General features: G+C 65.3%; 20 protein-coding genes. 3 read left to right on the forward strand and 17 right to left on the reverse strand.

Annotation, left to right across the window (positions count from 1 at the left end; all coding sequences use genetic code 11):
• Positions 1-11: 11 nt before the first annotated feature.
• Both IWX78_RS00205 and IWX78_RS00210 read right to left on the reverse strand, forming a co-directional pair.
• Positions 12-1259, reverse strand: coding sequence for a Gfo/Idh/MocA family protein (locus IWX78_RS00205; RefSeq protein ID WP_196831397.1), 1248 nt, complete (start codon positions 1257-1259; stop codon positions 12-14).
• Between the two features lie 249 nt (positions 1260-1508).
• Complete coding sequence (locus tag IWX78_RS00210; RefSeq protein WP_334684464.1) at positions 1509-2393, reverse strand: DeoR/GlpR family DNA-binding transcription regulator; 885 nt, start codon at positions 2391-2393, stop codon at positions 1509-1511.
• 90 nt (positions 2394-2483) lie between these two features.
• Between IWX78_RS00210 and IWX78_RS00215 the strand changes: the two genes are divergently transcribed.
• Positions 2484-3125 carry a cyclodeaminase/cyclohydrolase family protein gene (locus IWX78_RS00215; RefSeq protein WP_196831398.1) on the forward strand — a complete coding sequence of 214 codons (642 nt, stop codon included), beginning with the start codon at positions 2484-2486 and terminating at the stop codon, positions 3123-3125.
• A gap of 111 nt (positions 3126-3236) precedes the next feature.
• Here IWX78_RS00215 and IWX78_RS00220 read toward each other — a convergent pair whose 3' ends face one another.
• Together IWX78_RS00220 and IWX78_RS00225 are read right to left on the reverse strand one after the other, a co-directional pair.
• Positions 3237-4169, reverse strand: coding sequence for a hypothetical protein (locus tag IWX78_RS00220; RefSeq protein ID WP_196831399.1), 933 nt, complete (start codon positions 4167-4169; stop codon positions 3237-3239).
• Between the two features lie 7 nt (positions 4170-4176).
• The gene (locus tag IWX78_RS00225) at positions 4177-6798 is read right to left on the reverse strand and encodes a hypothetical protein (RefSeq protein WP_196831400.1); all 2622 of its coding nucleotides are present in this window, start codon (positions 6796-6798) and stop codon (positions 4177-4179) included.
• Between the two features lie 254 nt (positions 6799-7052).
• Here IWX78_RS00225 and IWX78_RS00230 point away from each other — a divergent pair, with 254 nt between their 5' ends.
• Complete coding sequence (locus IWX78_RS00230) at positions 7053-8456, forward strand: MFS transporter (RefSeq protein WP_334684465.1); 1404 nt, start codon at positions 7053-7055, stop codon at positions 8454-8456.
• An 89-nt stretch (positions 8457-8545) separates the two neighbouring features.
• On the opposite strand, the gene IWX78_RS00235 is transcribed toward IWX78_RS00230, so the two are convergent.
• The 8 genes from IWX78_RS00235 to IWX78_RS00270 form a co-directional block, all read right to left on the reverse strand.
• A complete protein-coding gene (locus IWX78_RS00235; RefSeq protein WP_196831401.1) occupies positions 8546-8923 on the reverse strand; it encodes a hypothetical protein in 378 nt (125 codons plus the stop codon).
• A 114-nt stretch (positions 8924-9037) separates the two neighbouring features.
• Entirely contained in the window at positions 9038-9592 is a 555-nt protein-coding gene (locus tag IWX78_RS00240) for a histidine phosphatase family protein (RefSeq protein WP_196831402.1), read from the reverse strand.
• A 153-nt stretch (positions 9593-9745) separates the two neighbouring features.
• On the reverse strand, positions 9746-10777 hold the full coding sequence (locus IWX78_RS00245; protein ID WP_196831403.1) for an aldo/keto reductase: 1032 nt from the start codon (positions 10775-10777) through the stop codon (positions 9746-9748).
• Positions 10778-10925: 148 nt separating this feature from the next.
• On the reverse strand, positions 10926-11942 hold the full coding sequence (locus IWX78_RS00250; RefSeq protein ID WP_196831404.1) for a diacylglycerol/lipid kinase family protein: 1017 nt from the start codon (positions 11940-11942) through the stop codon (positions 10926-10928).
• Between the two features lie 120 nt (positions 11943-12062).
• Entirely contained in the window at positions 12063-12332 is a 270-nt protein-coding gene (locus IWX78_RS00255; RefSeq protein WP_196831405.1) for a hypothetical protein, read from the reverse strand.
• A gap of 150 nt (positions 12333-12482) precedes the next feature.
• Positions 12483-13097: a thymidine kinase gene (locus IWX78_RS00260; protein ID WP_196831406.1), complete on the reverse strand. Its 615-nt coding sequence runs from the start codon at positions 13095-13097 to the stop codon at positions 12483-12485.
• Between the two features lie 19 nt (positions 13098-13116).
• Positions 13117-14373 carry a glycosyltransferase family 4 protein gene (locus tag IWX78_RS00265; RefSeq protein WP_196831407.1) on the reverse strand — a complete coding sequence of 419 codons (1257 nt, stop codon included), beginning with the start codon at positions 14371-14373 and terminating at the stop codon, positions 13117-13119.
• A 248-nt stretch (positions 14374-14621) separates the two neighbouring features.
• Complete coding sequence (locus IWX78_RS00270; RefSeq protein WP_196831408.1) at positions 14622-16100, reverse strand: malate:quinone oxidoreductase; 1479 nt, start codon at positions 16098-16100, stop codon at positions 14622-14624.
• 235 nt (positions 16101-16335) lie between these two features.
• Here IWX78_RS00270 and IWX78_RS00275 point away from each other — a divergent pair, with 235 nt between their 5' ends.
• Entirely contained in the window at positions 16336-17187 is an 852-nt protein-coding gene (locus IWX78_RS00275) for an endonuclease domain-containing protein (protein WP_196831409.1), read from the forward strand.
• A 15-nt stretch (positions 17188-17202) separates the two neighbouring features.
• Here IWX78_RS00275 and IWX78_RS00280 read toward each other — a convergent pair whose 3' ends face one another.
• From IWX78_RS00280 to recR, 5 genes are all read right to left on the reverse strand, one after another.
• Positions 17203-18381 (reverse strand): GGDEF domain-containing protein, encoded by a 1179-nt coding sequence (locus IWX78_RS00280; RefSeq protein WP_196831410.1) that lies wholly within the window; start codon positions 18379-18381, stop codon positions 17203-17205.
• Positions 18382-18383: 2 nt separating this feature from the next.
• Entirely contained in the window at positions 18384-20027 is a 1644-nt protein-coding gene (locus IWX78_RS00285) for a sensor histidine kinase (RefSeq protein ID WP_196831411.1), read from the reverse strand.
• An 82-nt stretch (positions 20028-20109) separates the two neighbouring features.
• Positions 20110-21168: an aspartate-semialdehyde dehydrogenase gene (locus IWX78_RS00290; protein WP_196831412.1), complete on the reverse strand. Its 1059-nt coding sequence runs from the start codon at positions 21166-21168 to the stop codon at positions 20110-20112.
• Between the two features lie 128 nt (positions 21169-21296).
• Positions 21297-22565 (reverse strand): aspartate kinase, encoded by a 1269-nt coding sequence (locus tag IWX78_RS00295; RefSeq protein ID WP_196831413.1) that lies wholly within the window; start codon positions 22563-22565, stop codon positions 21297-21299.
• Between the two features lie 264 nt (positions 22566-22829).
• Entirely contained in the window at positions 22830-23429 is a 600-nt protein-coding gene (gene recR, locus IWX78_RS00300; RefSeq protein WP_196831414.1) for a recombination mediator RecR, read from the reverse strand.
• Between the last annotated feature and the right edge of the window lies 1 nt (position 23430).

Here is a 23430-nt window from a genome sequence, read left to right on the forward strand (position 1 = left end):
AGGAGAAGGGGTCAAGCGAGGGTTGTTGCTGCTGCTGGTGCTTCTGTTGCGCTCGGTGCTGCCGGTGTTGTCCGTGCCGTGAAGTGGTCGATCACGGCTGGGGGGAGGTCCGGGATGGTCAGCGGGGTCGATCCCGCCCGGAGTGAAGCCGCGGCCAGGGATCCGGCTGCGACGGCTTCGCGGGCGGCGATCGGAGACACGATGGTCGGTGCACCATCGAGGACGTGGTCGAGGAATTCGGTCATGGTGACCCGGTCGGCATCCTCGTGTCCGCTCGCGACGCCGTCGATGGGGTACTCGACGTCTCCGTTCTCCTGCCATTCGTGCCGGCGGTTCCACACCCGCACGACTCCCCCGGCGGTGTCGCCGAAGTTCTCGAGGCGGCCTTCGGTGCCGATCACCGTGTAGTTGCGCCAGTAGTCGGGGGTGAAATGGCACTGCTGGTAGCTGGCCTGCACGCCGTTGTCGAGGGTCATGAGCATCATCGAGACGTCCTCGACGTCGACGACCGGGTTGAGTCCGGTCTGCGCGGCCGGCGGCCAGTTGTCGTAGGAGAACCAGTCGGTCATGGTCTGACCGGGGCGCTCGTGGCGGTCGGTGATGTCACCGTAGACCATGAGGTCGCCCATGCCGACGACGCGGCGGGTGAAGCCCGAGGCGAGGTAGTGCACGATGTCGATGTCGTGACTGGCCTTCTGCAGCAGAAGCGTGCCGGTCTTCGAGCGGTCGGCGTGCCAGTCCTTGAAGTAGAAGTCGCCGCCGTTGCCGACGAAGTGACGCACCCAGACCGCCTTGACCTCGCCGATCTCGCCGCGCTCGATGACCTCGCGCATGACCCGCACGACAGCGGCGTGCCGGAGGTTGTGCCCGACGTAGAGCGGCGTACCCGTCGCGGCGGCAGCCCCGAGCACGCGGTCGGCGCCGTCGAGCGAGATGGCGAGCGGCTTCTCGAGGTACACGGCGATGCCGGCCTCGAGCAGGGCGACCGCGATGTCTTCGTGAGTGTGGTCGGGGGTGGTGACGATGGCGGCGTCGACTCCGCCCGCTGCGAGAAGTTCGTCGAGGGTCGCGTACACCGTGGCATCCGGGAAGAGGGTCTTCGCGCGCTCGCGGCCGTGTGCGCTGTTGTCGACGACAGCGACGATCGTCGAGCCCGGTCGGGCTTCGGGAACGTGGTGGGCGATGACGCTGCGAGCGCCAGCTCCGATCACGGCGACGGCCAGACTGGTCTTGTGTGCCTGCGAGGATTCTGCGGTCATCGATCCATCTCCACTTCGTTGTGTCCTTTGACATCTTGCATCATCGTGCGCGACTTTGTCACGTTTGAGGCCAAATTGATCACAAAACGACACTACAACCGCATTCTTGGGCACCGCGTGGTCAGGCGGGTTTGTTTACGGAGCCGTAACACGGCGGCATCCGTTTGCGCGGGAGGCGAGCGGATGCCGCCGGGCGGGCCGCGCGGTCAGGCGGGCTGAGCGGGCGGGCTGAGCGGGCGGGCTAAGCGGTCAGGCGGGCTGCGCCACCACGAGTTCGACCCCGGCGGCGGCGAGGTCCGCCGCGAAGTTCGCCGGAACGTCGACGTCGGTGACGAGGATGTCGACCTGGTCGAGCGGGCAGATGCGCGCGAAGGTGCTGCGGCCCATCTTGGTGGAGTCGGCGGCGACGATGACGCGGCGGGCGACGGCGGCGATTTCGCGGCTGGCATCCGCTTCGCCTTCGTGGATGGTCGTCGCGCCGAACGTGGCGCTGAGGCCGTCGACGCCGAGGACCGCGGTGTCGAGGCTGAAGCCGCGCATGGCCGCACCGACCAGGGGGCCGACGAGTTCGTAGGATTTGCGGCGCGGAACTCCGCCGGTCACGACGATCTTCACGTGTTCGCGCACCGACATCTCGTAGGCGATGTTGAGGGCGTTGGTGACGATCGTGACGCCGAAGACGTCGCCGCCGACCCGGAGCCGTTCGCTGCGGCCGAGCATGCGGGCGACCTCGCTGGTGGTGGTTCCGCCATTCATGCCGACGGACTCCCCCGGCACGATGAGGTCGGCGACCGCGCGCGCGATGGCGACCTTCGCGTCGGCCTGGCGGGCGATCTTGTACTGCAGCGGCAGCTCGTATGCAGATCCCAGAGCGGATGCCCCGCCGTGCGTGCGGGTCACGAGACCCTGTTCGGCGAGCAGGTTGAGGTCGCGGCGCACCGTCGCTGTCGACACCCCGAGCGTGTCGCTGATCTCGGCGATGGAGACATTACCCTGCTCGCCGACGAGCTCGAGCACGAGATTGAGACGACCCTGCTGCATCATGGACAGCCGCCCTTCCTGGTTGACGCGACGTTTCGAGAAACGATCACGCAGTGATTGATTGTGCTCAACTTCGGAGATATCGATCATCATGGTTGAGAGTCGAGTAAGTGTGACATGTTTTCGGCGGCTGAGGCGATCCTGTTCGGAGCGAAGCCGGGGAGCTGCTGCGACACTGGAACGATGACGCACTCCGATGAGGTCTCGGCCCGACGGTCCACGATCGAGGACTGGACCGCCGCACTCGCCCAATCAACGGGTTCGCCGGGCGGTGGGGCGGCATCCGGGGTGATGCTCGCCATCGCGTACAGTCTGACGTCGATGGTCGCGGGCTACACGACGGCCGAGGGCGACCGGACCGACGAGCTGCACGCGCTGCAGGCACGGGCGGCTGCGGGCCGCGAGACCGCTCTGGTTCTCGCCGATGCGGATGCCGCGGCGTCGGAGTCGTTCGGCAGCGCGTTCCGTCTCGATCGCGGGGAGGGGCGTGAGGAGGCGATCCGGGAGGCATCCGTCGCGGCGGCCGAGGCTTCTGCGACGCTTGGCACGCAGGGCATCGAGGTGGTCGGCGACCTGGAGTGGCTGGCCGAGCACGGTAACCCGGCGTTGATCGCTGATGTCGCCGTTGCGGTCGGGGCGCTGCGGGCGGCGATCGCCGGCGCTCGTGCGAACGTGAGTTTCGATCTCGCGTCGCTTTCATCTGGCGGGGAGTCGCTCGAGGACGTGCGCGAGCGGCATCCGGTGTTGTGGGGAACGGTGCAGGATCTGGATGCCGTGCTCGCGCGTATCGACCGGTTGGCGGGCGCAATCGAAGGAGCTACCTGAGTTCTTTCCCCGACGCCCTCGCGAGTTGCTGGGTTTGAGGGGGTGGGCCCGGACCGCAACCCCGCAAACCCAGCAACTCGCGATAACGGGCCCCGGGCGTCGAGCACTGGTTCAGGCGGCGGTAACCCCTGCGTGGGGATCGGGGTCGAGCTCCGCGGCGATTCTCGCCCAACTCTGTTCGTCGTCGCTGCGTTCCCGGACTCGGATCGCCACAGAGGCGCTCACTCCGCCGTGCGAATCGCTGGACACGGTCACGGTGTGCTCGCCCGGTTCGAGCGGCTCACTGACCTGAATCCAGCTCCCACGCCCCACGACGACCTCGTCGACCGACCAGGTCGCTGAACGCTCCGACAGATCCTCGCCGCTTGGGAACGATCCGGTCCCGAGCAGAGTGATCGGCGAATCGGGCGAGATCTCCTGACCCTCTGAGGGCGCAAGAATCGTCAGGCGGGGAGGCCGATGCGGGAGTTCGAGAGGAGCGGAGACGGCATGAGCCGATCGCAATCCGTCGGTGGCGAGAACGGCGACCGTGCACTCGCCGTCGACCGGAAGGGTCTCGACATCAACCCGGAGTTCGGTCGCCGTCAGGCCGGAGGCGAGCGTGTAGGTGCTCGGCCGACGTCCACTGATGAAGACGTTGAAGGAGAGGGCCCTGTCGTGGTCGGCATCCCATCGAATCAGTATCTGGTCTTCCCGGAACTCGAGCTCCGGCTGTCCGATGAATGGCGATCGGGGTGCGAGGTCGACCGTATGAACGATCTCATCGCCGTGCCTGAGCCGAACGGTGTGCCCGGAGTCAGGTAGCGGCAGATACGCCACCAGCCTCGCAACGAGCCGGCCGGCCGCGGCTGGATCGTCGGACACGGTGATGGTAGCTGCGGTGGCCTCGAGCACCTGATCCCCCTCGTCGATGACCTCGACGATGTGCTGCGAGTTCGGCTCGAGCGGTGTTCGGATACGCGTCGTCGTCCACCCGACTCCGGGCTCGAATGAACCGTCGTCATGAATCAGGCCGGTGAAGCGGAGAAATGTGGTCTCAGTCATGGCGTCCTCACGACAGCTTGTCGAACAGGCGTTGCCAGTTCGAGCGGGAGATCCAGCGGTTGCAGGCGTAGGTCATCATGTCGTAGAGGGGTCCCCCTGATACGGCGAGACTGGCCCCCGCGTTGGTGTCGAAGGCATCCGCGGCCGAAATCATGCCGCCGGCCGGAAGGGAGTCGTAGTCGCCATCCGGCCCTCCGGCTCCGCAACTCACGCCCGGATTGACGTGATTGAGCTTCTGGGTATGCCCGATCTCGTGAGCGACAGTGATGCGGTCGGCTTGTGCGACGAGCGTGTTGCGCCCGGGGGCGAACACCCGATGGCTCTGAGCCAGTCCGCCCCCGCTGACCGGCAGGATGCCGACCCAGATCGCGCCATCGCCCGGAGGGCAATCGTCCTCCCACGGAAAGATGGCTTCAGACAGGGTGCAGTCGTGCTGATCGTCGAGGTGGTCGAGCACGGTCTGTTTGCCGTCGGAGGTTGTCGGGTCGTATGACGTATGCCAGGTCGGCATCCGGGCCGGAGCGATGTCTGTCGGGGGTGCGGGCAGTAGATCGTGGGCGCGAACGACGATGTCGCGACAGGCGGCATCCGACAGCGCGGGGGCCCCCGGCGCGCTCACCCTCACGTACCGGAGCCGGAGCGCGCGGCGCGTCGTCCAGGTCGCGCTCGAGGTCGATGTCCGTGAGGGTCGCAACAATTCACCGTCTGGCGGTTGCTCGAATTCGGCGGCCGTCCACACCGTCACACCGATGACTGCCGTGCCATTCGCGATACCGGCCGGGATACGGAAGTTCAGGGTGTGATCAGTGGTGCCCCGATTGATCCACCCGACAGAGGGCAGCGCCTGCGCGACGTTCAGAGGGGCAACCGCGACCCCGTTCACCCGCAGCCGCCCGCTCACACTGACCGCGTGTGTGCCATCGACCAGATACGAATCGAGGTCGTGCGTCACGTAAACCCGTGCGATCGTGTCTTTGTTCGCGACCAATGGTGACGCGGTGTTCGGAGCAGACAACGGACCGAACGCCTGGATACCCTGCGTGAGTTCGACTCCGGCGACGCTGAGGCGGGGAGTCTTGCGCACCGCAACGACCACCGTTGCGGCTACGGCTCCGCACGGGCCCGCAGCCCGCAGACTGTAGGACGCGTCCTGAGGGCCCGATGCACCGAACGGCCCCAATGTGATGCTGCCGATCGGTGAGCCGACGGCCGTCACCGAGCCGGGGAAGGCGGGACCGACGGCCGACACTCGGGTGACTTCGACGGCCGAGCAGTTGCGGGCACTCCACGTGAGGGTGACGCTCGAGCCGGGAGTCACAACCACCCGTGCGCGTCCGTCGACCCGGAACGAGTCGATGATGGCAGTGCCGGCGGTGAGATAGTTGCGGCCGAGATTAGGAGCGCACACACTGAACGGTGTCGACACCGTCGCACCGGCCGCGAACGCTGCACATCGATAGCTCCGAATTTCTTCGAGGCGGCGCTCCTGGTCTTCATGCCAGGCGTTGTACGCAGCCACATACGCCTTATCCGCGAAACCGACCGGCCCGCTGACGACGTCGGTCGGGAGGGTGACCCGGATTCGCGTGTCGGTCCAGTTGCGCGTCTGAACGGAGACCGCGCGGCATCCCGAAGCGGTGGGCAACACGAGCACGGCTGTGTCGCGGAGCGCGGCCAGGCCGGTGCCGTAGATGCTCAGGAGGTCTTCCGGACAATGCGCCGTCGGATCGATCGAGGTGATCTGGTCTGCCCAGACCATGCCGTACCGCGCGTTGGGGCCGAGGGTTGGCGGCGCGATCGCGGCCCGCGCTGTGACGAGCTTCGCCACGGTCATGATGCACGCGATCAACGATGCAAGGCCTGGCGGAATGTCTTCCTGCAGTCGGGGATAGATCCACCACGGTGGCGTCGGCTCCCACTCATCGGGGTCCCGCCAGCCTACGTCGCCGAATGGGTTTCCCAGCGGATCGAAGAAATCGTCCAACCAGTCGCGGTCGTCGTGCGGGATCCCGAAATCAGGCAGCTCGAAGTCGAACTCGGACAGGTCCCTGCCACCGGTCCCGAAATTCAGCCCGCCGATGAGGTCTTGCAGTTCGCCCGGCATGCCGGGCATCTCTCCACCACGGAGCTGCTGGACCACGACTTCAGCTCCGCCCAGGCGATGCGCCGCCACAATCGCCTCGATGACCCGCGAGCCACCGATGAGGCTGAGCACGGAGTCCATAGCGCCAGCCACAGCGTCCTCACCGAACTCGAGCGAGAACGACGCCAGAGCTGAAGTCATTTCGGTCAGCTCGCGATCTCCGAGGAGGGTGAGGCCCGCCATCGCATCAGACGACCGACGATCCTTGACCCGGCTCCGTTTCTCCGTTTCACGGTCGCGTCGGGAATCGTCGCCAAAGCCCGTGATGAGGTACCGAGTCAGCTGACGACGTGCCCGGTCATCGCAATCCTCGGCGGCGGCGACAAGCCGTTCTATGGCCAGTAGCCGGCGGAGGGGTTCCAGAAGGACGGTGAACACGCGCTGCAGTTGCCCGCGCCCTTCCCGCGGTGTGAACGCAGCGAGGTCTGTGACCACCAGCCGGATGGCATCCACATCGACGAGGTGTCTGGACGGAGTATCGAACACAAAAAGCTCCTCGAATGGAGACCGTTCGGGATTGCACAGGATGAGGAGTTCGGCGATTGTCGCCTCGATATCGCCTCGATCATCCTCTGGGGCGCAGTCCGCGTCAATGGGGTCATCTGGTTGCTGAGTCGCGCGGTCGCGAGTTGCTGGGTTTGAGGGGTGTGGCCGAGCTGCAACCCCCGCAAACCCAGCAACTCGCGATGTCCACCCAGGGGCGGATGACGGATGTCACACCCACTGAGTACTCTGAGCACGTGAATTCCGAACCCTCCGCCTCGCCGACCGGTGACATCCCTGTGACGGATGCCACGGCATCCGACGTGCCCGCGCACTGGAAGCGCAACGTCACCCTCTTTCTGAGCGGCCAGACCATCTCGCTGTTCGGTTCGATGATCGTGCAGTACGCGGTGATGTGGTGGGTGACGTTCGAGACGCAGTCCGGGTTCGCGATCGCACTGTACGCGCTCGCCGCTTTTCTGCCGCAGGGCATCGTGTCGATCTTCGGCGGTGTCGTCGCCGACCGGATGAACCGGCGCGTGCTCGTGATCATCGCCGACAGTTCGATCGCGGTGGTGACCTTCATCCTTGCGATGGCCATGCTCAACGGCATCACCGACCTGTGGGTGATTCTGCTCGCCGTCGGTGCGCGGTCGATCGGTGCCGGCTTCCAGACGCCGGCGGTGCAGGCGATGATTCCGCAGATCGTCCCGGGTGATCAGCTGATGCGGGTGAACGGCGTGTTCGGCACGATCCAGTCGGCGATGGCGCTGCTCGCACCGGCCGCAGCGGGTGCGGTGTTCGGGCTTTTCGGGATCGTTCCGGTGTTCTTCATCGACGTCGTCACCGCGCTCATCGGCGTCGGATTCCTGCTGTTCGTGTCGGTGCCGACGCTCGAATCGATCGCCTCCAAGACCTCGACCTACCGCGAAGACCTCGTCGAGGGCATGCGGTACATCTGGCAGCACCGGGTAGTGCGGTGGCTGCTCGGGGTGTTCGCGATCATCTTCCTGCTCACAGTGGCGCCGTCATTCATCACGCCACTGCTCATTGCCCGCACGTTCGGCACCGAGGTGTGGATGGTCACCGTGCTCGAGATCGCGTTCAGCATCGGCATGATGCTCGGCGGCGTTCTCGTCGCAACGGTGCTGGCCAAGCGCAGCCGTATCGGGCTGATCCTGTTCGCGACATTCGGGTTCGCCGTATTCACGATCGCACTCGGCCTCGCGCCCAACCTCTGGGTCTTCTACGCGTTCATGTTCGCGTTCGGACTGCTCGTTCCGCTGTTCTCGGCGCCGTTCATGACGCTCGTGCAAGAGACGGTCGAGCCCGAGATGCACGGGCGGGTGTTCAGCTACGTCGGCATCGTGATGGCCTTGGCCACTCCGATCGGCATGACGGTGTTCGGTCCGCTCGCCGATGTCATCAGCGTGCAGGTGCTGCTCATCATCGCGGGAATCATCACCATCCTCGTGATGACGGTGGCGATCCTGTTGCCGTCAGGGCGCGCGGCGATGGCGGCCGCCCACGAGCAGAGGCCGCGGGATGCGTCGGGGACTGCCGGTGAGGGTGCTGGTGCTGGTGCTGGTGCTGGTGCTGGTGCTGCCGACGCGGACGCCGGGCACGCCGACGACACCTCCACCGGCGTCGACGCGAGATAAGGAAAAAGGCGCCGCACAAGGATGCCGTGCGGCGCGGCATCCTTCGCTCTGGCGATGCCCTTTCTCGGGCGACCGGGCGTGAATCGTGCTCAGCCGAGCGCGATGATGAGGCAGAGCGCCGCGAGCACGATGCACACCGGAGTCATGACGTTGCGCTCCGGTTTGCTGCGCGAGATGCCGTTCAGGATGATGCCGAGCACGAAGTAGGCGGTGAGAATCCAGACGCCGACCTCGGCGACGGCATCCGGCAACATGTTGGCGACACCGACGCGTTCGAGCACGAGAATCGCGAAGACGGCGTACAGCATGATCGAGATCGCACTGCCGATGCGCAGGTTGCGCGGAAGAACGTCGTGCTGCCCGCCCCACGCGAATCTACCAAGTGGACGACCGGCGATGAGCAGGGCCTGGAACACGGCCAACGCCGCGAGGATGAGGCAGACGATGACGGCCGCGGCGAGGGTCATGAGTGAACTGTATCGGTTACAGGAGATTCCACGGATAGAAGGATGCTTTCGCGCACTTCTTCCTGATCAGTGTTCGAGCTGCTGATCGGCGTTCGAGCTGCGGCAGAGCGCGGGTCAGCGCACGGCAGCGACCGGATCCGGGAGGAGTGCCCAGGCGGAATTCGTTCGTTCGAGGCGCACGACCGTTCCGTTCGCGATTCCGCCGATGTCCTCGCCGGTGAGAGCGAACACGGCCGCGCGAATGAAGGCACCGTGCGACACAAACACCAGGTTGCCCTCGTGGCGATCGACGAGTTCGTGCACGATGGCGTATCCGCGCGCTCGCACCACTTCGACCGGCTCGGCGTCGGGGAAGATGCGGTCGGCCCACTTCGCGGCGATGTCGTCAGCAGTCGCGCCCTCGGCCTGCCCGAAGCTGCGCTCGATCAGCCCATCGACCGGCTCCGCCAGCGGGATTCCGGACCCCGCACTGAGGGCCTGCGCCGTCGCAAGAGCACGGCTCAACGGCGAACTGAACACGAGCGACCAGTCGTCGCGGTCGAAGACGTCGGCGAGGGCCTGAGCCTGCTCGATTCCTGTCGCGTTGAGCGGGATGTCGGCGCGGCCCTGCAGGCGGCGCTCGAGGTTCCAGTCGGTCTCACCGTGGCGAACGAGGGCGATTGTCGTCATGGGTCCACCGTATCCGAGCGGCTCCTGTGCGACGCCTGTACTTGCCCCGCCGCGTCACGCGCCGCCCAACAGGACGTTTGGGCCTGAACGCACGCTCAACAGGAGAAAACGGCCCTTTTCGACCGACGTCGCCTGTTGAGCGTGCAACGACAGCTAGCGACCGCCCTCGATGCGACGATTCCTCTGCTGAACACCGGCGGTGCCATAGGGGTAGTCGTCCATCTGCGGCGCGCTGGCATCGGTCAGTCGCTGCAACTCGTCCGCGCTGAGATCGAGGTCGACCGCAGCCATGTTGTCGGTCAACTGCTCAACGGTTCGGGCACCGAGAATCACCGAAGTGACCGCCGGCTGCGCACCGAGCCACGCCAGCGACACCTGCGACGCGGATGCCGTGTGCGCGTCAGCGATTTCGGTCACGGCATCGAGAACGCGCCAGGTACGCTCGGCGGCGTTGCGGGCCTTCCACGCTTCCATGCCCCGTTCCGGGTTTTCGCCGAGCCGGGTTGACCCGGTCGGGGCGACGTCGCGCTCGTACTTGCCGCTGAGCCAGCCTCCTGCGAGCGGCGACCACGGCAGCAGCCCGATGCCGGCGTCGAGCGCGGCAGGAACGACCTCGTGCTCGATGTCGCGCACGAGCAGATTGTACTGGGGCTGCAGCGTCACCGGCGCGGTGAAGCCGCTGGCAGCGGCAACATGAACCGCCTTGGTCAGCTGCCAGCCCAGAAAGTTGGAGAACCCGTAGTACGAGATCTTTCCTGCGGTGACCGCGTCGTCGAGAAATCGGAGGGTCTCGTCGACGGGCGTCATGGCATCCCAGGCGTGCATCTGGTAGAGGTCGATGTGGTCGACCTGGAGCCGGGCGAGGGAGTCGTCGAGAGCCGCCCGAAGGTGCCGGCGAGACAGCCCGACGTCGTTGGGCCCGGTTCCCATCGGAAAGCGGCCCTTCGTGGCGAGGACGATCTGCTGAGCCTCGGTCGGGTGTTTGGCGAGCCAGCGCCCGATGATCTCTTCTGACACGCCTGAGCTGTAGACGTCTGCGGTGTCGATGAAGGTTCCCCCAGCATCGATGAAGGCGGAGAGAATCGTTCCGGAGGTGGCCTCGTCGGCCTCCGCTCCGAATGTCATCGTGCCGAGTGCCTGCGCTGAAACGACGGCGCCGGACCGGCCGAGTGTGCGGTATTCCATGGAGCTCCCTTGATCGAGTGTTCGACACTACGCCTGCCTGCGACCGAGGTCAGGGGACTCGACGGAGTGGGCCGGCTCTGCTAGCGGGCGCAGCATCCGCTCGCGACCTGCATGGCGGGCGAGGCGACGAGCGCCCCGCGGCATCCGTCTACGCGTCCTGCGGAACCCGCACGGTCAGGCCGTTGGCCTTGATGCGCACCTTCACGGCCTTGGCGTCGCCCATGCCGTCTCCGTCGAGTTCAATCTCTTCTGCCCGGCTGAGACGCATGGTCAGTGTCTTGCCCTTGACGTAGTTGAGGGCGTCGACATCCTTCGTCGGCATCTTGCGGCCGAGCGCTGTGCGGTGCAGTACGCCGTTCTCCCAGAGGATCTTGAACGAGATCTGCATCCAGTGGAAGATGTTCTCCGGTCGGAGGATGAGGATGTCGAAGAGCCCGTCGTCGACCGCGGCGTCTGGCAGTAGCAGGACGTTGGCCTGCAGCGAACCGCAGTTGCCGACGATGATCGTGTGCGCACGCACCGACTTCGTCTTGGCCTCGTCGAGCTGGTAACGCACCCGCAGTTCGTTCTTGTCTGTCAGCGCTTTGAAAATCGCACCGACGTAGGCGAGCCACCCGACTTTGGCCTTGAGCTCCTCATCGGTGTTCGCGAGCATCTTCGCGTCGAGGCCCAGACCGGCCATAACGAGGAAGACGTGCTTGGTGAGAGAGTCGTCACCGTGACGGATGTCGATGAGTCCGAGGTCGACATCCCGGTCCTTGCCGGTGAAAGCGGAGTGGATCGAGTGCTCGAGGTCGTCGAGCGTGAGCTCGAGGTTGCGCGCGAGCAGGTTGCCGGTGCCAGAAGGCAGCAGGGCGAGTGAGGCATCGGTGTCGTGGATCGCTTCGGCGGCGGCACGGACGGTTCCGTCTCCACCGGCCACGATGACCATGTCGACGCCGGCTTCGATCGCCTTCTTCACTGCACCCTGGCCCGGGTCTTCGACGGAGGTCTCGAAGTAGAGGGTCTCTCCCCAACCAGCAGCCTTCTGCTCAGTCTCGACGACTGCCTTGATGGCGTCGAGGTCGACCTTGATGGGGTTGTAGACCATTGCGGCCACCCGGGTGCGCGACGCCTGCGTCTCACTCGAAGAAGTCGTGTCGGTGGAGTCCGTCGTGTCGGTCATGGGATCAGCTTACTTTCCGGCTTCGGTCACGTGAGGGGGGTAGAACAGGGATGCGGTAAGCCGTCTCGACACCGGCCAAGACGGCTTACCGCACAGCGACCATGAGGTCGCCGGGTCTGACTAGTTGCGGTTGTCGCGCGAGCGGTGACCGGCCTTGGCGATGCCACGGCTGAGGATGTACGCGACGGTCACGAAGGCAACATACTGCCATGCGTGGTCAGCGCCGAAGCCCTGTCCGTCTTCGCCGTTGTCGACCATGGCCGAGGAGATGAGGATGGCCAGGGATACGACGATCCAGGCCCAGAACTCGGTGGTCTTGAATGCGGACTTCTCCACGATGCGACGGGCGGTGGTGTGCTCGTTGTGCGTGGTGTTGGTGTTGTTTGTCATGGTGATCTCCTGACTGGGGGACGGAGATTATCCGTACGAGGCCCGTGCAGTTGCCCGGGCCTCGGAAAGCTTATGCAGAAGGCCGGAGACCACCAATAAGGGGCAGGGGCATTGACTTTGAGCGTGCGCAGCTCGTTTTTTCGGCGTCGGTCAGCGCACGGGGCCGAGCGCCCCGGCCGACTCCTGCAGGTAGCACACGCCGCACAGTGACTCGTAGGTGACCTCGACGCCGTCGATCGCGACCTGGTCGCCGTCGAAGATGAACCGCTCACCGACCCGGCGCCCGTTGAAGAGCGCCTTGCGGCCGCAGCGGCAGATCGTCTTGAGTTCTTCGAGGCTGTGTGCGACCTCGAGCAGACGCCGGCTTCCTGGAAAGGCCACCGTCTGGAAGTCGGTGCGGATGCCGTACGCCAGCACCGGAATCCCCTCGAGCAGGGCAATGCGCAACAGGTCGTTCACCTGTGCGTCGGTGAGGAACTGCGCCTCGTCGATGAGCAGGCAACTCACATCTGCGCCGTGAACCGCGAGCGCCTCTGCGCGGTGATGTTGAAAGAGGGCGTAGGCGTCGGCATCCGGTTCGATGACGTAATCCACCGGGCGGGTGACGCCGAGTCGGCTCTCGATGCTCGACTCCGCCTTCGTGTCGATCGCCGGTTTGGCAAGCAGCACGTGATGCCCGCGCTCCTCATAGTTGAACGCCGCCTGCAAAAGTGCCGTGCTCTTGCCGGAGTTCATCGCGCCATAGCGGAAGTAGAGTTTTGCCACGGCTTGAGTTTAGCGGCGCCTATGAGACGGCGGCGTCGCTGCCCCAGGTGGACGACAGCTGTTCGGATGGCTGCCCGTAGTACCCATCGACCGGTCGATCCATTGCGATCCGATAGGCCTTGACGAGCACCCGACCGGCCACAGACCAGGTGAGAAGCTGGGCTTCGGCGAGCGCCGCCGAGCGCAGCTGACGGCGGGCCTTCTCCTGATCGAACAGCAACTCGATGTGGGCGGTGAGCGTGGCCACGTCACCCGGATCGTGCACGAGTCCGTTGACGCCGTGTTCGACGACGGCTCCGCTGGCCGACGACACGAGGGGGATCACGCCGGCGCCCTGGGCCTCGTACGTGACGAGGGCGCTGCCCTCCTCAACGCTCGGCAGCAGCAGAACGTCGGCCTTCGCGTACGCGGCTCCTGGTTTCTCGGTCGGGCCGCAGACGGTGACGGACGGGTGCGCGAGCGATGCACGAAGCAACTCACGGTAGTCGGGGTCGAACGCCCCGTAGATCAGCAGTCGACCGGTTGCGCTCGCCCGGGACGCCAGCCACGCCTCGAGGGCGTAATGCAGCCCTTTGCGCGGGACTCCCCGACCGACGAAGACGGCGGTGAATGGATGGTTCGCTTCGCGGACAGGGACACGGATGTTCGCGGGGTCGAACCCGTACTGGTGCCGGATCAGGCGGTTCTGTTCGTAGCCGCGCGCCAGGAACGAGCGCTCGACGGCATCCGATGGAACAAGCAGCGCCGTCGCCGCGGCGTATTCACGCTCCTCGAGTTCAATCCGGTCACCCTCACCGAATTTGGCCCAGGCCGACGGGATCGCGAGGCCCAGCCGGGCGTATTCGCGGCTCACCACGGTGCAGGCGTTGGTCAGGTGCGTGGTCGGAGCCTCACGGATGCCGGTGACACCGATCCGGTTCGCGAGTTCGAGTGTGCGCGCCGCGGCGAGGGGCCAGGTGTGCACGATGTCGAACTCCCCAGCCGCCAGTACCCGGCGAGCGCGGAAGTCGTGCCACGCGTAGGCACGCGCACGACCGATCGTGCGCTCAGGAATGCCCCGGCCGACAAGGTCGAGTGACCGCACGATCGAACGGATGCCGGGCATCGGCCGAGCGACGCTCGCTGCGACGAGTGTGACCTCGTGCCCGGCCCGAACGAGTTCATCGACCTGATGCCAGGCGATCGCCCCGAACCCTGGACCGCCGAAGGCACCGGGAAAACTGTAGAGAACCGAGAGCGTCCCGGATCTTCTGTTGGAACCAACTGCTGCACCCACAGCGACCATCACCCTCCGACACCGAGAGGGTGTCACCATGCCGATACGGTGCAAGGGACACACGCATCACCGAGGCATCTGGCGAGACCCCCCGTTCGGGTAAGGATACCTCCGCTGATGAGGATTGCTCAACACTTGCCCGGAGGGGGTTCCCCCAAAGAGGGGACCGGTGCTAGGGCCAGATCCGCTTGAGGGCGGGCCTCATATCAAGCGTCGAGTGAGGCTCGCAGTCGGGCGCGCGGAGCCGGTCAGTGCGTGATCGCGAGCGCCTCACCGGTCTTTGCGAGCACGGCCTGCGCCTGCGTCGGGTTGTCGTTGAGCGTCGTTCCGTAGCTCGGGATGAGCGCGGTGATCTGCGGCTCCCACGAGGGGAACTCTTTGGGGAAGCATTTCTTCAGCACGTCGAGCATGATCGGAACAGCGGTCGATGCTCCCGGGGACGCTCCGAGGAGCCCGGCGATGCTGCCGTCGCCGGCGGCGATGACCTCAGTGCCGAACTGGAGAACGCCGCCTTTCTTCTCGTCCTTCTTCATCACCTGGGCGCGCTGGCCTGCCGTGATGAGGTACCAGTCCTCGGGCTTGGCCGTCGGCATGAAGTCCTGCAGTGAGCGGAACTTCTTCGCCTTGCTCGCGAGGAGTTCACCGATGAGGTAGCTGATGAGGCTCGGGTTGTCTTTCGCGACCGCGAGCATCGGCAGGAGGTTCGACGGACGCACCTGCGTCACGATGTCGAGAATCGAGCCGTTCTTGAGGAACTTGGGGCTGAAGCCGGCGTACGGGCCGAAGAGCAGGCTGGTGTCGCCGTCGACGACGCGTGCATCGAGGTGCGGAACCGACATCGGTGGGGCGCCGACCGCAGCCTGGCTGTACACCTTGGCCTGGTGCTCGGCGACGATCTTCGGGTTGTCCGTGCGCAGGAACTGACCCGAGATCGGGAAGACCCCATAACCCTTGATCTCAGGAATCCCGGATTTCTGCAGCAGCTTGAGCGCCCAGCCTCCCGCGCCGACGAACACGAATCGTGCGCGCATCTCGCCGGGCGTCTTGCCCACGAGCTGGCGGTGGCTGATGAGCCATGTTCCGTCTTTCTGCTTCTTCAGTCCGCGGACCTCGGTGTTGAGGCGGAGGGTCGCGCCGGCATCGGTCGTCGCTTCCATCAGCTGGTGGGTCAGCGAGCCGAAGTCGACGTCGGTGCCCGATGCCACGCGGGTGGCCGCGAACGGCTCGCCCTTGAGACGCTTCTTCATGAGGAGGGGTGCCCACTTGTGGATGACGCGGGAGTCTTCGGAGTACTCGATGTCGCTGAACAGCGGCTGCTGCTTGAGGATGTTGTAGCGCTCACGCAGATAGCGCACGTTCTTCTCACCTTGTACGAAGGTCATGTGCGGGGTCGAGTTGATGAAGGTGGAGGGGTCGCGCAGGATGCCGCGCGCCACGAGCGAGGACCAGAACTGGCGGCTGAGCTGGAACTGCTCGTTGATGCTGATCGCCTTGGCCGGGTCGATCGAACCGTCTTTGCCCTCGGGCATGTAGTTGAGTTCACACAGGGCGGCGTGGCCAGTGCCCGCGTTGTTCCACGGGTTGGAGCTCTCCTCGGCGACGTCGCCGAGGCGTTCGAAAATCTCGATGGTCCAGTCCGGCTGGAGCTGCTTGATGAGGGATGCGAGCGTCGCGCTCATGATGCCGCCACCGATGAGTGCGACATCCACCGGGCTGGAAGAGGTCATGGTTCTAGCTTATGCTGCGGCGGTGACGGCGCTGGCCCGGGCGGGTGCCTCGCGTCACGCCCGACAGGCGTAAACGGGGTTGTGTAACGCTCGACAGGCTGATCCGCCCCTTTTGAGACGGCACACCTGTTGAGCGTGACACCGCCCAGTCCTGCACACACGTGAGCTGCGGCAAGATGCTCCACCGGTTACCCCTAGCTCCCCACGCTCGGACCACAACTCTCATACTCAGGTCATGACCCGCGACCTCCTGTTCGATATGCGCCGATTCGGCAATCTCGCACGGCGTAGCCAACTCGTCGAACTCGGCTATACGGTGCGGCAAATCCGAAATGCCATGACCGACGAACAGCTCACCATCGTGCGCCGGCCTTGGCTCGCGGCCCGAGCCGCCCACCCTGAAGCCGTCCGCGCCGTCCGCCTCGGCGGCAAGCTTGCCGCGGCATCAGCCCTGCGAAGTTACGGGGTGTGGGTGAGCCGCAACTCGGGCCTGTGGGTGCAGGCTTCGTCGCAGTCCAGCCGCCTTCCGCCGGTTCGTCGAGGCGAGCACCGCATCACAGCCCCGGAATGGTTCGAGCACGTGACCGACGTTCAGTGGCGTGTCTCCGTGCCAGACGCGCTCGTGCAGGCTATTCGCAACGAGGAGACTCCGGATGCCATCGCCTCCCTGGAGAGCGCACGCTACCAGGGGCTGATCGATGACGCGCTCGTCCGCGACATCGCCAACCTGGTGCCGCACCGGAAGAGACGCACACTCGAACGCTCTCGACGCGGCGCCATGTCTGGCATCGAGACTCTGTTCCGCCTCGCCGCAGAAGCGCAGGGCTGGCGAGTGGATATTCAGGTGTTCATCCGGGGAGTCGGCCATGTCGACGTGCTCATCGACGGTTGGTTGGTGATCGAGCTCGACGGAGGAACCCACGCCGACATCAACCAGATGCACGTCGACCGGCAGCGCGACACAGAGCTCATTCTCCTGGGCTACCGGTACCACCGGTTCGATCACCCGCAGCTGATGGGTTCCATGGACCGTTGCATCGAGGTCGTACGGCTCATTCTCGCCCACGGTCGCCCGGTTGGGCGCTGACGGTGCCCGTTCGCGCTAGGTGACCGGCTGCATCTTGATGCGATTGCCCCCGGCGGCACGCGCGTCGCGCACCAGCCGGTGCGCCTCGGTCGTGAGCGCCTCGATGTCTGGTTCTCCACCGTCGAGCTTGATGACTCCCCAACTGACGCTGAGCCGCAGCCCGCTCGCCGGTTCGATGGGCGACTCGACCAGAGCGGCACGAACGTCGTCGAGGATGCCGTGCACCTGTTCAAGGCTCTCAGCGTGGATGATCGCGGTGAACCGGCCAGCCTGGCGGTCGCCGAGAAGCGCCGTCGCCGGCAGGTGATCGTGAAGGATCGACATGAACGACACGATCGCTCCGTCACCGAACGAACGACCGAATGCGGTGTTCATGTCCTCGAGGTTGTCGATCTCAGCTCCGACGAAAAAGGTGCGTTCGCCGACCCGGTTGGCACGGCGCACCCGGTCGACCGCGGCGGAGACGAAAAGCGGACCGGGGAGGATGCCGTTCCAGCCGATCTGCTCGACCTCGAGACGGCTGTCCGCGGCCACGTGGTCCGCCCGAAGAATCGACATCGAGGTCGACGCGACGATGACGAAAAGGATCGTGACGAACGTCGTCACCTCGGTTCCGAAGAAGTCCCGGAACAGCTCGCTCTCCGGAGACGCGACGATGAAGACCACTCCCCGTGTCGCGTAGTAGGCACCGACGATCAGCATGAGTGAGGCAAGGATGCGTGCATTCAGTTTGCGGCGCATCCGCCCGGTCAGCGCTTCGATGCCCGCGAGCGTTGCGAACAGCGCCACCCCGAACAGCATGACGACGCCCCCTGCCCAGTCGCCGCCGTCTGGGCCCTGAACAGCAGCGGCGACGCCGGTCAGCCCTGCGCCGACCGCGACGATGAGAAACCGCGACGACCGTCCGTTGAAGAGACGGGAACCGTCCCACACGCATCCCATTGCGAGAACGAGGGAGCCGTTTCCGACGGCGATCGCCCACCATGCGGCCGGGGTCGCTCCCCACACCGCGAAGGAGACCGTCGTGAGGATGCCTGCGGTGAAGGCCGCACTCCACAGGCGTCCGGGCGGATCGTTGCGCCCGAACACCGTGTTCACGATGAAGGAGACCCCACAGATCGCGACGATCATTCCGCTCGTGATCAGGAGGGTCTGCAAATCGAACACCGACGAGGCATTGGTCGCTGAGTCCATGGTTAAGCGTCTTCGTCTTTCTCTCGTGGCAGGGTGACCACCATTGTCGTTCCACTGGGGCTGCTCGCAGACACCCGGACGTCGCCACCGTGTGCCCTGGCGATCTCGCGGCTGATGCTGAGACCGAGCCCGGTGCCGTGGATCGTCGTGTTACGTACGGACTCGGCCCGGTAGAAACGCTCGAACAGGTTCTTTTGCTCTTCATCGGTCATGCCGCGACCGGTATCCGACACGAAGATCTCCACCTCGTCGATATCACCGATGACCGCGATACTGACCCGGCCGCCCGGGTTGTTGTATTTCACGGCGTTCGAGAGGAGGTTGTCGATGACCTGGCGGAGCCGGAACTCGTCAGCCTCGACGATCGGGTCGCCGATCGACGTGAGCAGCAGCGAGATCTTGCGTTCCTCGGCCATCGGCTTGAGTGCCTGAATGGATTGCTTGGCGATGACGGCCACGTCCGTGGGGGCGAAGTTGAGGAGGAACCCCACCTGTTCGTCGTTCGAGGCGACGAGCAGGTCGGAGACGAGCGACAGCATCCGGTCGGCATTCTTCAAGGCGACCTCGATGTGCGCTCGGACCTCCTCGTCGACGTCCTCCCCATCGAGCACCAACTCGAGGTAGCCGAGGATGGAGGTGAGCGGCGTCCGCAGTTCGTGAGACACCGAGACGACGAGGTCGTCGCGGGCGCCGATGGCCTCGAGTTCCGCGGTGATGTCGCGGGAGACCCATACCGAACCATCCTGTTGGCCCTCCTTGCCGGTGAGCAAACGTCCGGTGACCGCAAGAGCGCTCCGGTGTCCACCCGGGTCGCCGTACCAGACGACGACGTCGTCGAAACTCTCACCGCGGGCGAGACGACGATGAGGCCGGTCCTCCTCAGCGAACGGGGTGAGCCGGTCGGCATGGTAGATGGTTTCAGGCACCACGACGTCATCGCCGTAGCCGAACTCACGCAGCCGCTCACGGTGCGCACGGTTGACAATCGTGGGTCGAGCGTTCCGGTCGTACGCGACGACTCCGAAGGTGACGGCGTTGAGCACCTCGTCGAGCGTCCGCTCCTGGGCGCGCGTGCCTTCGAACGCATCCTCGAGCAGCACGGCCTGCTGCCGAAGCAGCCGTCGTTGGGCCAGATTCTTCCTGGTGCCGATGTAACTGGCGGTCGCAACAAAGGCGAGCACGATCGGCAGGACGAAGAGCTGCGGCGTCGTGCTCACAGCCACTGTGCCGAACAGCCAGACCGCCACGAAAGCGAGGCTCGACAACAGCGGGCCGAGGATCGCGCCGAAAAACCCGTAGTAGGTGGCGAGCCAGATCACCGGGAAGACGTAGAAGTACGACGCCCCGAGGCTGGGCTCACCGTCTTGGATGAGAGCGATCCCCGCGATATCGACGACGGGGAGCACGATGGTCCAGCTCGTCGGCAGCTTGCGCCACGGCACGGCGGATGCCGCCATGGTCGCCAGAAAGATCAGCGCGATGCCGAGCAACAGCGTCGATTTGCTCGCCAGGTCGATGCCCAGAACGAGCAGGATGCAGACGAGAATGAGCACCCCGACGGACAACAGGAGCTGCCAGAGGAAGACAGAACGCTCGAGCCGGGCGCGACCGGGGGAAACTGCGCGCAACTCGGCCGGGAGGGTCATGCTCCTGACACTAGCAATCCCGCCGCGCTTGACCGCGCCGATCAGGCGATTTCGCTGAGACCACGCCGATCAGGCGATTTCACTAGACACCTGCTGTGAGGCGCGCGGCGACGAGCTCGGCGATCTGCACGGCGTTCAGCGCCGCACCCTTACGAAGGTTGTCGTTCGAGATGAAGAGAGCCAGGCCCTTTCCGGCCGGGGCACTCTGGTCGGCGCGGATCCGTCCGACGAGGGACGGGTCCTGGCCTGCTGCTTCCAGAGGCGTCGGGATGTCGGCGAGCGCGACGCCAGGGGCATCCACCAGCAGTTCGGTGGCCCGCTCGGGGCTGAGGTCGCGTTCGAACTCGGCGTTGATGGAGAGCGAGTGGCCGGTGAAGACGGGTACTCGCACACAGGTTCCCGAGACGAGCAGGTCAGGCAGCTCGAGGATCTTGCGGCTCTCGTTGCGCAGCTTCTTCTCTTCGTCGGTCTCGTTCTCACCGTCGTCGACGATCGACCCGGCGAGCGGGATGACGTCGAACGCGATCGGACGCTGGTAGATGACCGGCTCGGGGAGCCGCACGGCCTGCCCGTCGTGGACGAGCTGGAGGAGGTTCTCGTCTTCGACGGCGACACGCACCTGGGTCGCGAGTTCGCGGGCTCCTGCGAGGCCCGAGCCGGAGACGGCCTGGTAGGTGCTCACGATGAGGCGCTTCAGCCCGGCCTCTTCGTGCAGGACCTTGAGCACCGGCATCGCGGCCATGGTGGTGCAGTTCGGATTCGCGATGATGCCCTTGGTCGCCTCCTCGATGGCGTGAGGGTTGACCTCGGAGACGACGAGGGGGACGTCGGGATCCATGCGCCACGCACTCGAGTTGTCGATCACGGTGGCGCCGGCCTCGGCGAACCGCGGGGCCTGGGCACGGCTGCCGGTCGCTCCGGCCGAGAACAGTGCGATGTCGAGTCCGCTCGGGTCTGCCGTTGCGGCATCCTCCACGACGATCTCTTCGCCACGGAACGTGAGGGTGCTGCCAGCCGACCGTGCAGAGGAGAAGAAGCGGATGCTGGCGATCGGGAAGTCCCGCTCCTCCAGCAGCCGGCGCATCACGGCACCGACCTGTCCGGTGGCGCCGACGATGCCGAGGTTCACTCCGTTGCCCATGCTTGCTCTCTCCTGTGCGTGCCCGGCCGCTGTCGGTCGTGCGTAAGTTCGGATAATTCTGCCAAATCGCGGCCCAAACAGCGATTTCGGGAGTCTGTACGGACGATTCTCCGCAGCTACGACCGGGTCTAGCGCCCCGTGCCGCCGTGAACGACCGCTTCTTCGTCGCTGTCGAGATCGAATGCCGCGTGCACGACGCGCGCGGCCTCTTTGACATTGTCTGCCCGGGTGATCACGGAGATACGGATTTCACTCGTCGAGATCATCTCGATGTTGATGCCGGCGAGGTGGAGCGCCTCGAACAGTCGCGCGGACACACCCGTGTTGGCCTTCATCCCCGCGCCGACGAGCACGAGTTTGCCGATCTGGTCGTCATGCTGCAACGACTCGAAGCCGACGTCTTCACGCTGGTCGAGGAGTGCGGTGAGCACCTTGTGCGCTTCATCCTGCGGGAGCGTGAACGAGATGTCGGTGAGGCCTGTCGCCGCTGCCGACACGTTCTGCACGATGATGTCGACGTTGGCGTCTGTCGAGGCGATGATCTTGAAGATCTGGGCCGCCTTCCCCGGAACGTCAGGGACACCGACGACGGTGATCTTGGCTTCGGTGAGGTCGATCGCGACGCCGGTGACGATGGGGTGTTCCATCTCTTCGCCCTCTTTCGGGTTGATCACGAGGGTGCCCTCGTTGTTGTTGAACGATGATCGCACGTGGAGGGTCACGCCGTGCCTGCGGGCGTATTCCACTGCGCGAATATAAAGAACCTTGGCGCCGTTCGCGGCGAGTTCGAGCATCTCTTCGCTCGTGATCGTGTCGATCTTCTGGGCGCGGGGAACGACGCGGGGGTCTGAGGTAAAGATCCCGTCGACATCCGTGTAGATCTCACACACATCCGCTTTGAGTGCGGCTGCGAGGGCGACGGCGGTGGTGTCTGAGCCTCCGCGGCCGAGGGTGGTGATGTCTTCGGTCTCGTCGTTGAAGCCCTGGAAGCCCGCGACGATGACAATGGAGCCCGCATCGAGGGCCTTGCGCACGCGAACCGGGTTGACCTCGACGATGCGCGCAGAACCGTAGTGCTTGTCGGTGCGCATGCCTGCCTGCAGGCCGGTGTACGACCGTGAGGGGACCCCGAGGTTCTTGATCGCCATGGCCAGGAGCGCCATCGAGATGCGCTCCCCGCTCGAGAGCAGCAGGTCGAGTTCGCGCGGCTCTGGCGGCAGCGGAGACACGGCGGCGGCGAGGTCGAGCAGTTCGTCGGTGGTGTCGCCCATCGCTGAGACGACGACGACAATCTCGTTGCCTGCCTTGTGCGACTCGACGACACGCTTGGCGACGCGTTTGATGCTTTCGGCGTCTGCGACGGATGAACCGCCGAACTTCTGCACGATAAGGCTCACGGAAACTCCTGTGGGTCGATCGGGCGATGCCCGACTCCCCATTCTAAAGCCGCCCGCATGCCCCGGTTGCTATGTGACGGATGCCGCTGTCACGGGTACCCCGTCGCATTCGAGAGACGGTGCTGTCGCCGCGCTCGGTATCGAAAGCATCAGGTGCGGTCGAGAACTCCCCGCGGACCTGATGCCATCGACCGGAAGTGATGCCGTCGCGGAACGCACTCACCAGGTGCGTGAACGCGCGTACCGAGGGCTGATCGCGCTGGATCAGCGTGAGACGACGGTGCGACCCTCGAACGCACGACCGAGCGTGACCTCGTCGGCGTACTCGAGGTCGCCACCGACGGGGAGACCGGATGCCAGCCTCGTCACCCTGATCTCGAGCACGGTGAGCAGCCTGCTGAGGTAGGTCGCCGTCGCCTCGCCTTCGAGGTTGGGGTCGGTGGCGATGATGACTTCCTGCACGACACCGTCGGCCAGCCGTTGCATCAACTGCCGGATGCGGAGGTCGTCCGGGCCGATTCCGTCGATCGGGCTGATCGCGCCACCGAGCACGTGGTACAGCCCGCGGAACTCGCGGGTACGCTCGATTGCGACCACGTCTTTCGCCTCTTCGACGACGCAGATACTTGCCGGGTTGCGGCGAGGGTCACGGCAGATGGAGCAGGTGGGCTGTTCAGCGACGTTTCCGCAGATCTCGCAGAAGTGCACCTTCTCGCGCACCTCGGTGAGCAACTCGGCCAGGCGCGACACGTCGAACGTCTCGGTCTGCAGGATGTGGAACGCGATCCGCTGGGCAGATTTCGGACCGATGCCCGGCAGGCGACCGAACTCGTCGATCAGTTCCTGGACAATTCCTTCGTACATG

Origin of the sequence: Mycetocola sp. CAN_C7, assembly GCF_015752285.1 — a bacterium.
Classification (GTDB): Bacteria; Actinomycetota; Actinomycetes; order Actinomycetales; family Microbacteriaceae; genus Mycetocola_A.